Here is an 11,297-nt window from a genome sequence, read left to right as displayed (position 1 = left end):
CGCCGGCGGGGCGGTCACAGAGTGTGCGTACTCAGCCTGGGTCCGACTACTCAGGCCGGTCGGGTGTGCTCGTGTACCCAGGCCGTGTAGGCCGGGTTGGCGCTGCCGACCGCGGCCACCAGGATCTCCGGTACGTCGTACGGGTGGGCGCCACGGATGTGCTCGACCAGCGCGTCGACCCGGTCGGGCGCGGTCTTGAACCGCACCGTCCACTCCCGGGTGCTCTCCATCCGGCCGTCCCACCAGTAGGTGCTGTCGAGTGGCCCGCTCACCTGGGCGCAGGCGGCGAGCCGGCCGGCCACGGCCGCGGCGGAGAGCACCTCGGCCACCGAGCGGGCGTCGACGACGGTCGTCACGACGTGAATCTGGTCCACCCGCCGACCCTACGCCCCACCGGGCTCGGGACGGTGCTCGTCGATCCATTCGTCGATCCGCTTCCACCAGTCGTACAGCCACTCGATCCGTTCCGCCTCGCCGGTCGGTACGTCTTCGGGTGGCACCGACCAGAACCGCATGATGATGCGTTTGTCCATGGGCAGCTCGCGCCACACGTCGGCGACGGTGAGCATCCGGTCGAGGCCGGTGTGCGCGACGAAGATGACGCCGGCGTCGGGTGCGGCGTCCAGCGCCGCGATCAGCCCGCCGGGTTTGGGGGCGAGCACGTTGCGCATCCCCTCGGCCCGCTTCGCCATCCGTTCCAGGCCCAACGCCCGCAGCCGGGCGATGGCGCGCAGCCGGCGGCGGGGGGTGAAGTTGCCGCCCTCCGGAAAGATCACGAAGGCGTCGTTGTCGTCGAGCCCGGTCGCCAGGTGCGCGATCTGTTGCTCGATCGTCTCGCCGGGCTGGTGTCCGGGTGCGACGAACCGGTTGGGCAGCCGGTTGAGCATGACGTCGATCGCCGGGTCCCACTGGAGGGTGTCCTTGAGGACGATGCGCGGCTCGCGGGCGTACCAGTTGACCAGCGCGTGGATGAGGATGAACGAGTCGCCGGGCCCGGCGTGCCGGCTCACGACGATCTCCGGCCGGCCGGGCAGGGCGGTGTCCGGGTCGGTGCCGACCACCTCGATACCCAGCCGCAGCGTCCACTTCACCTGCCAGAAGAGTGCGGTGAGGAACCAGCCGGTGAGCACGTAGTGGGCCCGCTGGAACGCCGGTGACCGTTTCTTCCAGCCGAACCCGGACGCGAGCCACAGGACGAAGAGGGCGATCAGCGCGGCGGCGTCCCAGACCAGGTAGAAGGTCAGCATCCACAGCACACGCAGCGGCCGCAGGTAGCCGGGGACCAGCGGCGAGGCGGCCGCGGCGACCAGCAGCCAGATCGGCAGGGTGGTCACGAACAGGAAGGTGAGCAGGACGACGGCCGGGCCGAGGAGGATCCGGCGCAGCCAGCGGGGCGGGATCCGCATCAGCGGCGCCCGGTGCGTGTCGCCGTGGTCATCGGCCCGCCACGTTGGTCGACAGGTAGCGGCGGGAGGCGGTGTAGGCGCGGCTGATCCGCCGCCCGACGGCGGCCATGTCCCGGTAGGCCCAGGGGGTGTCGTCGCGGGACTCCCCGCCGCCGGTCGGCAGGACGTGCACCTCGACGCCGTCGGGCAGGGCGGCCATCTCGCGGGCGAAGCGGTGCCGCCGGGCGATCTCGAAGGCGACCTGCGCCACCTCCCAGGGCCGCCGCGGCGGGGTCAGTGGCCGCTCGACCCGACCGACCTGGAGTACGAAGATCAGTTTCGCGCCGGCGTCGACGGCCGCGCCGATCGGGATGGAGTTGACGATGCCGCCGTCGACGAAGTGCTCGCCGTCGATCTCGGCCGGCGGCAGCAGCCCCGGCACGCTCGCCGAGGCCAGTACGGCGTCGACCAGCCGGCCGCGGTCGAACCAGTGCTCGGAAGCGCGTTCGATGCTCGCCGCGCAGCACCGGAACGGCACCTTCAGCTCCTCGATCGTGGTTTCCGCGCCGAGTGCGCTCTCCAGCAGCTTGCGCAGCGGCCGGGGCGAGTGCAGGTGGGTACGGGCGGCGAACCGGCGCAGTTGCCGGGCGACCGAGTCGCCGTACACCTCGCTCGCCTCGGGGCTGGCCCACAGGCGTACGAGCCGTTCGGTGACCGCCTCGGTCGGGTCGGCCGCGACCAGGGCGCCGTTGACGGCGCCGATCGAGGTGCCGACCACGATGTCGGGGCGGTAGCCGGCGCGGAACAGGGCGCGCAGCATGCCCACCTCGACGGCGCCGAGCACACCGCCGCCGCCGAGCACGAACCCCACCGGACCGTTGACCATGGCCTCATCCTGGCACGACCGGCTTCGGGTCCGTCCCGCCCCGCCGGCCACTTACCCGGAGTTGCCCGAGAGCGACATGTTTCAAACGATTCGCACCCATGCGTTACAAGCCGTTGACAGAGTGTTTTCCGTCCCGCAGCCTGATACCGCCCCCCACCCCGGACAGGTGCCCACATGTCTTCGCTCCACCCCGGTGGTCTGCTCGCCCGCCGATACCGCCTCATCGACCGCATCGGTGCGGGCGGGATGTCCGTCATCTGGCGCGCCCGCGACGAACTGCTCGACCGGGTCGTCGCGCTCAAGGTGCTCGCGGAGGAACTGGCCGCCGACGCCCGGTTCCGCGGCATGGTCCGTGAGGAGGCCCGGGCCGCCGCGCAACTCGTACACCCCCACGTCACGTCGGTCCACGACTACGGCGAGACGGTCGCGCCCGACGGCACCGTCACCGCCTTCGTCGTGATGGAACTGCTCTCCGGCGAGGAACTGGAGTCCCGGCTCACCGAGGGCCCGCTGCCGTGGCCCGAGGCGGTCGAGGTCTGCGCCCAGGTCGCCGAGGCGCTGGCCGCCGCGCACCGGCTCGGCATCGTCCACCGCGACGTCACCCCGGCCAACATCATGATGACCGGGACCGGTGCGAAGGTGCTCGACTTCGGCATCGCCACGCACGTCGGCGCGCCCGACGAGGACGCCGACGGCGAGACGTTCGGCACGCCGGCGTACGTCGCGCCGGAGCGGCTCGACGGCACCCCGGCCCAGCCGGCCACCGACACCTACTCGCTGGGGGTCCTGCTCTACGAGACGTTGACCGGCCGGGTGCCGTTCCCGGCCAACACCTGGGAGGACCTGGCCCGCAGCAGGCCGGACGCCGAACCACCGACACTGTCCGGTGTGGAGGGACTGCCTCCGGCGGTGGCCGACGTCTGCCTGAGCTGCCTGGCCCGCGACCCGCGCGACCGGCCCACCGCCCACCAGGTGGGGCTCGTGCTGCGCGCGCAGCTCACGCCCGAACCCCCCGTCGCGGAGTCGGCCGCGCCGCCCGCACGCGCCGTGCCGCTGCGGCTCGCCGTGCTGGCCGCCGCGTCGGTCGCGGCGCTCGCGGCGGTCGTACTGGCGTTCACCTGGCCCCGGGACGACCACCGGCCGCCGGCGGCCGACGGCCTACCGGGCACCGCCCGGCCGACGTCGCTGTTCTCGCCGGACGCCGTGCCCCCCGACGGTCCGGCGACCGGTGGACCGTCGCCCGGTCCGGGGCCGACCGGCCGCCCCACTCCCGGCGGGACACCGACCGGGGCGCCGCCGACCGGGCTACCACCAAGCGGTACGCCCGGGCCGGGCGGAACCGCCGGCCCGAGCGTGCCGGAGGCGGTGGCCGATCTCGACCAGATCGTCACCGCCGGGCTGGCGGCCGGCGCGATCCGCGACGACGCCGGGCTCGACCTGCAGAACCTGCTGCGCAACCTGCGGAACGCGGCGGCCCGGGGACCGGTCGACGTCGGCGGGCCGGTCGAGCACATGCGCAGCAAGATCGCGCTACGGGTCGACGAGGGGGCGATCACCCCCGAGTACGCCAGCGCGCTGCGCGCCGGGCTCGACCGGCTCGCCGCCGCCGGATCGGCATCGCCGGCCTGACCCGGCAGACGGCGAAGGGGGCGCGGAATCCGCGCCCCCTTGCGTCCCGTACGGGTGTTACGACAGCCCGTTGAGGAATGGCCGGTGCGAGTTCTGGAACTCCCAGCCGTAGTAGCGGTCCCAGTTGATCGACCAGGTCATCAGGCCCCGGAAGTTGGGGTTGGTGCCGCTGCGCGGCGTGTAACCGGCGCAGTTGGTGCCCCGTACCAGGCAGGTGACGGCCTGCTGGACGGCCGCCGGGGCGGTGTAGCCGTTGCCGGCCGAGGTCGACGACGGGGTGCCGAACGCCACCTGGTCCTCACGCAGCGGCGGGAAGACGTTGTTGGTGTTGCCGGCCACCGGGAACCCGGCGAGCAGCATGTCGGTCATGGCGATGTGGAAGAGCGCGCCGCCCATCGTGTGGTACTGGTTGTCCAGCCCCATGATCGGACCGGAGTTGTAGTCCTGCACGTGCAGGACGGTGATGTCGTTGCGCAGCGCGTGGATCACCGGCAGGTAGGCGCCGGCCCGCGGGTCCTGGCCGCCCCACGGCCCCGATCCGTAGTACTGGTAGCCGAGCTGCACGAAGAACGTCTCCGGCGCCATGGTGAGGATGAAGCGGCTGCCGTACCGCTGCTTGAGCGACCGGACCGCGGAGATCAGGTTGACGATGACCGGGGTGGTCGGGTTCTTGAAGTCGGTGTCGCCGGTGTTCAGCGACAGCGAGTGGCCCTCGAAGTCGATGTCGAGGCCGTCGAGGCCGTACCGGTCGATGATCGCGGCGACCGAGCTGACGAACCGGTCCCGGGCGGCGGTGGTGGTGAGCTGCACCTGCCCGTTCTGGCCGCCGATCGAGATCAGCACCTTCTTGCCCTGCTGCTGCTTGGCCCGGATCGCGGCGATGAACTGCGCCTCGGTCTCGACGTTCGGGCACTCGGCGACCGGGCAGAGCTGGAACCGGATGTCACCGGAGGTGACCGAGGTCGGCTCGCCGAACGCCAGGTTGATGATGTCCCAGGAGGCCGGTACGTCGGCCATCCGCACGTAGCCGGAGCCGTTGGCGAAGCTGCTGTGCAGGTAGCCGATGAGCGCCCGCTTCGGCAGCCCGGAGTTCGGCGGCGGCGTGGTCGGAGGTGGCGTGGTGGGCGGCGGCGTGGTCGGGGGTGGCGTCGTGGGTGGCGGGGTCGTGGGTGGCGGCGTGGTGGGCGGGGTGCCGCCGCCGCAGGCCGCGCCGTTCAGCGTGCAGTCCGCCGGTGATCCCGAACCGGTGGCGATGAACCCGAACGACACCGACGCCCCCGGCGCCAGGCTGCCGTTCCACGAGCGGTTGCGGAACGTGAACCGCTGACCCGACCGGGTCATGTCGGCGTCCCAGAACGAACCGACCGAGGAACCCGAGGGCAGGGTGAAGGCCACCGCCCACGACGACAGGGCGGTCGCCCCGCCGTTCGTGACCGTGTACTTCCCCTCCCAGCCGGAACCCCAGTCCGACGTCTTGACGAACGTCGCGGACGGGCCGGCGGCGAGGGCCGGCCCCGCCACCCACACCGCCCCCGCACTCACGGCCAACGCCGACACCACGGCGAGCAACAACGACCTGGAGCGTCTCATCACCAGTCCCTCCCAACCCGGCGCGGCATCGGCCGCTGTCGAACAGTTGGCCAATTATTAGGACTGTTAACTGTTAATGTCCAGGGCGGAACCCGACGACGTCCCTGAAATTTGCCTGAAGTGCGCCGTACCGGCAGGGCGGTCCGCTCGTCGCCGGGGTCGGTGCCGGCCAGCGGCGGTCAGAGCCGGATACGGTCGCCGGCGCGGTCGAAGAGCAGCAGCCGGTCCAGGTCGACCGACACCGTCATCCGCTCACCGGTCCGGGGCGTCGCCGGCACCGGCACCCGGACCACCAGGTCACCGGCGGCCGACTCGTCGTCGGGCAGCTCCGGGTCGTAGACGGGATAGAACCCGTAGCGGGTCCGCGCCGTCGGCCGCCCGCCGTCGCGCTGGCGCGGGATGAGACGCCCCAGCCCCGGCCACCGCCCGCCCCGTGCCGGCCGCTCCGGCTCGGCCAGCAGCCCGGACAGCGGCCGTACGGAATCCGGCAGCTCCAGCCTCGACTCGGCCGCCGAGGTCGGCACGCCACCGGTCTCCAGGTGCACCAGCGCCTCGTGCCCCAGGTTCTCCACCACCCGTACGACGCCGTGCAGCACCGGTCCTTCGGCGTCGGCCGGTGCCGGGCGCAGGGCGTCCGCCCGCAGGGCCACCGTCGCCCGCTCGGTGTGCCGGGCAGCGAGGACCGCGCCGCGCGGGTCGTCGGACGGAAAGTCGATCACCTGCGTACCCAGGTCGAGGACGACCCGACCGTCGCCGGCGTACACGGCGCACTGGAAGAGGTTGGGGCGCGGGCTGCCGAGGAAGGCGGCGACGAAGACGGTCGCCGGGTCGCCGTACACCTGCGACGGCGGGCCGACCTGCTGCAGCCCCCCCCGGCGCAGCACCGCGACGCGGTCCGCCATCGACATCGCCTCGACCTGGTCGTGGGTCACGTAGATCGTGGTCGTCCCGTTGCGGCGGGCCAGCGCGGTCAGGTCGGCACGCAGGTCGGCGCGCATTCCGGCGTCCAGGTGGGACAGCGGCTCGTCGAGCAGGAACGCCGCCGGGCGACGGGCCAGCGCCCGGGCGATCGCGACCCGCTGCCGCTGGCCGCCGGACAGGTTCCCGGGCAGCCGGTGCAGCACGTCGGTGATGCTTAACTGCCCGGCCAGCTCGGCGATCCGGCCGGTCACCTCCGGACCGGCGTCGCTGCCCGAGCGCAGCGGGAAGCCGATGTTCTGCGCCACCGTCAGGTGCGGGTAGAGGGCGTGGTCCTGACGTACCAGGGCGACGCCCCGGTCGCCGGCCTCGATGTCGTCGACCACCCGGCCATCGAACCGGACCTCGCCCGAGGTGGGCCGCTCCAGGCCGGCCACCAGCCGGAGCACCGTCGACTTGCCGCACCCGGTCGGTCCGAGCAGGACCACGAACTCCCCGGACCGCACGTCGATGGTCACGTCGTCGACGGCGACGGTGCCGTCGTCGAAGATCTTCGTCAACCGGTCGGTGGCGATGGCGACCAAGGCGATCACCTCCCGCCCCAATCGTCAGCGCTGGGACGGGCGTACGCCAGGGTCTGGCTGGCAAAACCTCGGAACGTACGACGGTGGGCCGGCACCGGGCCGACCCACCGTCATCGACAAACCACCGTCGGTACGCCCCGGGTCAGTTCGACAGCAGCGGGTTGACGTTCGGATACTGGACCGGGTCGACGTACTCGGTCACGTTCGGGTGCTGCACCACCGCGTCGGTGTTGCCGTCCTCGTTGAAGTCGAAGCCGATGGTGTCCTGGCGGCCGTCGAGGTCGGTGTCCTGGACGAAGGTGTCGATCAGCCCGTTGAAGTCGTTGTCGAGGACGACGTTCTCCAGCGTCCCGTCCTCGTTGTAGTCGGTGCCGGCGAGGTCGACGGCGCCGTCGCCGTTGCGGTCGGCGATCTCCTCGTCCTGCCAGCCGTCACCGTCGGTGTCGCGCATCTGGGTCTCGAAGACGCCGTCGTGGTTGCGGTCGTACTCGCTGGCGTCGACCAGGCCGTCGGCGTCGTAGTCGTGGCCGATGAAGTCGACCCGGCCGTCACCGTTCATGTCCGCGTGCAGCTCCACGCTGCCGTCGGCCTGCTCGTGGACGGTGTGCTCGTCCCAGGTGCCGTCGCCGTCAACATCGATGCTGGTCGAGTAGTCGCTCATCGTCGTTCCCTCCGTGACGCCTCAATGGCTTGTCTGCCGAACACGCTACGGCTCGCCACCTCGGCCTTGATCCCCGGATCGTGCCACCCCGCATCCGGTGATCCGGCCGAAGTCCACCACCGACGGGTCACGGTTCCGTCGTCGCGGACCGGGTCCGGACGCCCTGATGGGCCGGACATCGTCCGGCCCATCAGGTTTCCGCGGTCAGCTCAGGACGTAGGCGACACCGGTGGTGGCGCCGTCCCGTTCGTAGGAGACGAGCAGTTTCGAACCGGCCGGCAGCGGCGCGGTCAGCGGCAGGACCAGGTCCAGGTTGTTGCCGGTCACCTCGACCGTCTTCTGGGCCAGGACCTTGCTGCCGTCCCACACGTACACGTTGGCGGTACCGGCGGCCTTCGCCCGCAGCCGCAACGTGACCGCGTCGTCCGACGCGAACAGCTTCGGCACCGTGATCGTGTTCTTGGGCAGGGCCGGCCAGCCACCCGGCGCGACCTTGTCCGAACTCGACTGCAGGATGGTCTGCGGCGAGTTGACGCTCATCGCGGCCGTGTCGGGCATGATCGGGGCCTTCGGCGCCGACGGCTGGTTCGCCAGTCCGTCCAGCGTCGCCACGCCCCAGCGCCACGGGTCGGCGCGTACCCCGCTCCAGGTCGACCAACCCACCCGGGTCTGCGCCGTCAGGTCCTGCGTGTCGGAGTCGTTGACCAGGATGTTCATGCCCATCCGGGCCGGGTCGATCGCGTCCGGCAGCACGCTGAACGGGATCTTCGCCTCGATCCGGTAACCGACGTACGGGTTGCTGGTGACGACGGACGCCACCTCCATGCCCGGGGCGGTCTCCGGGCCGGGGCCCTGGTGGTTGTCCCGTTCCCGGGCGAAGCACGGCGGGTTGCCGTTGGCCGGGTCGTTGGTGATCGGGAAGAGCGCGACGTTGAACACCGTGGAGGTGTTGGCCGAGTCGCCGCGCGGGTCGATACCGAACTCCACGTTGTCGTTGCGCCGCGGACGCTTGCAGTCCTCCGCGGGCAGGACGGTGCCGAGTACGTCGTCGGTGATGGAGAGCATCACGTACAGGGCGTCGTGGGTGAAGGTCAGTTGTGCGGTGCCGGAGATGTCCTCCGCCGGCGCCGCCGTACCCTCCCAGCGCGTCGAGATGTCGATGACCTCGCCGGTGTACTCACCCGGGCCGGCCGTGCCGTCGACCACCGGGGCGCTGCTCGCCTTCGGAATGGCGGTGACGGGCACGAGGTTGAGGACGCCCGGCTCGGTGGCGCTGCCGCCGTTGTGGGTCGTCTCGATCTGCACCGGGTAGGCGCCGTTGTTCGGTGCCCGGTTGGAGGTGGGCAGCGACGCGTCGGAGTTCGTCACCGAGAACGTCACCGCACCCTTGGCGCCGGGCTGCAGGTCGCTGTAGGGAAGGTCCTGCTGGGCCACCGTGAATCCGGCCGGCACATGCAGCTTGACCGTGCCGGACTGGGCCTCGTGGCTGTGGTTGTGGAGGTCGACCCGGACGTCGCGGGTGCCGCCGCTGGGGATGCTCAGCATCGACTCGATGAGCGCGTCGAGCGACTGCACCTTGTGGCGCTGGGTCCACTCCCGGAAGTTGCCGATCTCGGGCAGCGGCTCGAGGGTGCCGCGCACCGGCGCCGTCGCCTGCACGAGGGCGCTGCTGCTTCCGGAACCGTCGTTCTTGCTGGTCAACGTGGCGTTCAGCCGGAACCGGGTGCCCGCCGTGAGGTCCTGGGGCGGGGTGACGGTGAAGGTCGCGACGATGTCCTTACGCGGGCCGATCCAGCCGATGTTGCCGCTGCCGCTGACGGTCCAGCCCTCCGGCGCGTCGACGGAGACCTTGCCGCCCGCGATCGCCTGCTCGGCGCGGACCACCGTCTTGACCTTGAACGGTTGGCCGGCGAGGACCTCCCACTGCTCGGGCTGGACGTGCACCTCGGTGCCGAGCGGCAGCCCGCCCGGGGCCCGGAGGGTGGCGCCCTGCAGCGCCGCCGTGCCGGCGCCGACGTTCGGGTCCGGGTACGGCGTACGGCTGTCGATGAGGGTCAGCCGGTTGCAGTTGATGTTGGCGGGGTTCGAGGACGGGTCGGCGCTGCCGCCCCAGCCCTGGGAGACGTACTCGCGGCGGGCCCAGGTGGTGACCTGGTTCCACCGGGTGCCGTCGTGCCGCGCCGACTCGTAGCCCTGCCAGGTGCCGAAGATGACGTTGTCGGACCGGGCCGGGGTGAAGGTCGTCTCGCAGGCGGGGCCGGTGCTGCTCGAGCCGCTACCGCCGGACTGGAAGATCCGGGAGACCCGCCACGGCTTGAGCTTCTCCTCGGTGATCTGCTCCGGGAAGGCCGCCGGGTCGGCGGCGGCGTAGAAGGCCTCCACGGCGAGCATCGCGGCTTGCTGGTGGTTGCCGTGGTTGCCCTGGGTGGCCGAGGGGTTCATCGTGATGATGACCTCGGGACGGGTCATCCGCAGGACCCGCACGATCCGGGACAGGCTGCTCTCGTAGTTCCAGACCTGCTCGGTGAGCGGTGCGCTCGCGGTGTAGTAGAAGTCGAGCGCGTCCAGGTTGTAGATGTGTTCGATGCCGGCCCAGCCGACGGCGCGACGCTCCTCGGCCTCGCGCAGGATGCCGAGTTCCGGCCCCTCCTCCAGGCCGGTGGCGTTGCCACCGCCCTCGCCGCGGGTCGTGGTGATGACACCGGCTTTCATGTCGTGGTACTCGTTCCAGTACCCCAACATGCCGAGCTGGCCGGCTTCGTCGTCGGGGTGCGCGCCGATGAACATGACGTCCAGGTCGACGGCATCCTTGCTTGGGTTCGCCTGAACCGGCTGGGCCAGGCTCAGTGTGAGCAGACCGCACATGGCGATCACGGCGGTGGTGCGCCACCTCATGGGCATACCTCTTATCTGGAACAGGGTGCTGCGTCCGGGGGGACGTCGGGGGTCCGGGCCGGGGCTCTCGGATGCTTCTTTCGCGCCCAGCCATGCTGGATGGTTAGCAACCGGCAGAAGACCGACATCCGGTCTCACTGACGGTTACGGGTCGGCCGCGCCGCGGCGACGGCACGACGACGCGCGCTCAGCGGGGATGACCGAGCGGGTACGGAGCGGTGGCAGGGGAGGTTCCTTACCACCGGAAGGCCTTCGGTCGGTAACGCTAAGGATCTTGTCGCTTCCTCGTCAATAGTTCTCGGGGACTTTCTTACCTCCCCGAAGAAACAAAGTGCCCCGACCGCAGGGCCTACCAGCCGGACGCGAGCGGCGCGGCAGCAACGCGGCCGCCCCCCGTGGACTGTCCAATGGGACCGCGAGCACTGCCGTAAGCTGGGAGAACATTCAAACTCATCGGCACCCGCCCGGCTCGAACGGCACGACCCCACACACCGAGACCATCTCGTTACTTGACGACTCTTTTTCTTCGCCGTAAGAAGAAATGGTGCCATCCACCCGCCCACCGAGCCGCGAGGTCGAGCAACCTCCCGATGACCCCGGCCGTCCCACTGCTGTCCAAAGTGGATATAGCCGGACTGCCCGCCACGCGTTGACCTGAACGCCCGGCGCGGCCGGCGAGGGCGGGGAATCACCTGCCCGACGGCTACGCCCCGTTCGCCGCTGCTTTCGCCATCTGACGATGCCCGGCC

8 protein-coding genes are annotated in these 11,297 nt (G+C 71.1%); 1 reads left to right on the top strand and 7 read right to left on the bottom strand.

Features of this window, described 5'->3' with window-relative positions; translation table 11 throughout:
* Nucleotides 1-50 precede the first annotated feature (50 nt).
* Genes cutA through AB0M79_RS26110 form a run of 3 tightly spaced genes read right to left on the bottom strand, consistent with a single transcriptional unit; the run spans nucleotide 51 to nucleotide 2,271 of the window.
* On the bottom strand, nucleotides 51-374 hold the full coding sequence (gene cutA, locus AB0M79_RS26120) for a divalent-cation tolerance protein CutA (protein ID WP_357533152.1): 324 nt from the start codon (nucleotides 372-374) through the stop codon (nucleotides 51-53).
* Between the two features lie 9 nt (nucleotides 375-383).
* Complete coding sequence (locus AB0M79_RS26115; protein ID WP_364218269.1) at nucleotides 384-1,406, bottom strand: 1-acyl-sn-glycerol-3-phosphate acyltransferase; 1,023 nt, start codon at nucleotides 1,404-1,406, stop codon at nucleotides 384-386.
* 28 nt (nucleotides 1,407-1,434) lie between these two features.
* The gene (locus tag AB0M79_RS26110; RefSeq protein ID WP_364218267.1) at nucleotides 1,435-2,271 is read right to left on the bottom strand and encodes a patatin-like phospholipase family protein; all 837 of its coding nucleotides are present in this window, start codon (nucleotides 2,269-2,271) and stop codon (nucleotides 1,435-1,437) included.
* Between the two features lie 174 nt (nucleotides 2,272-2,445).
* On the opposite strand from AB0M79_RS26110, the gene AB0M79_RS26105 reads away from it, so the two are divergent.
* Nucleotides 2,446-3,900, top strand: coding sequence for a serine/threonine-protein kinase (locus AB0M79_RS26105; protein ID WP_364218265.1), 1,455 nt, complete (start codon nucleotides 2,446-2,448; stop codon nucleotides 3,898-3,900).
* A 57-nt stretch (nucleotides 3,901-3,957) separates the two neighbouring features.
* Here AB0M79_RS26105 and AB0M79_RS26100 read toward each other — a convergent pair whose 3' ends face one another.
* From AB0M79_RS26100 to AB0M79_RS26085, 4 genes are all read right to left on the bottom strand, one after another.
* The gene (locus tag AB0M79_RS26100; protein WP_364218423.1) at nucleotides 3,958-5,472 is read right to left on the bottom strand and encodes a cellulose binding domain-containing protein; all 1,515 of its coding nucleotides are present in this window, start codon (nucleotides 5,470-5,472) and stop codon (nucleotides 3,958-3,960) included.
* 197 nt (nucleotides 5,473-5,669) lie between these two features.
* Entirely contained in the window at nucleotides 5,670-6,992 is a 1,323-nt protein-coding gene (locus AB0M79_RS26095; RefSeq protein ID WP_364218263.1) for an ABC transporter ATP-binding protein, read from the bottom strand.
* Between the two features lie 142 nt (nucleotides 6,993-7,134).
* Nucleotides 7,135-7,653: a hypothetical protein gene (locus AB0M79_RS26090; RefSeq protein WP_357533161.1), complete on the bottom strand. Its 519-nt coding sequence runs from the start codon at nucleotides 7,651-7,653 to the stop codon at nucleotides 7,135-7,137.
* Between the two features lie 204 nt (nucleotides 7,654-7,857).
* The gene (locus tag AB0M79_RS26085; RefSeq protein WP_364218261.1) at nucleotides 7,858-10,548 is read right to left on the bottom strand and encodes a sugar-binding protein; all 2,691 of its coding nucleotides are present in this window, start codon (nucleotides 10,546-10,548) and stop codon (nucleotides 7,858-7,860) included.
* Between the last annotated feature and the right edge of the window lie 749 nt (nucleotides 10,549-11,297).

It is taken from the genome of Polymorphospora sp. NPDC051019 (assembly GCF_040683055.1).
In the GTDB taxonomy this organism is placed as follows: domain Bacteria; phylum Actinomycetota; class Actinomycetes; order Mycobacteriales; family Micromonosporaceae; genus Polymorphospora; species Polymorphospora lycopeni.
Note: the sequence above shows the minus strand (reverse complement) of the source record. Positions and strands in the feature narration are given on the sequence as shown.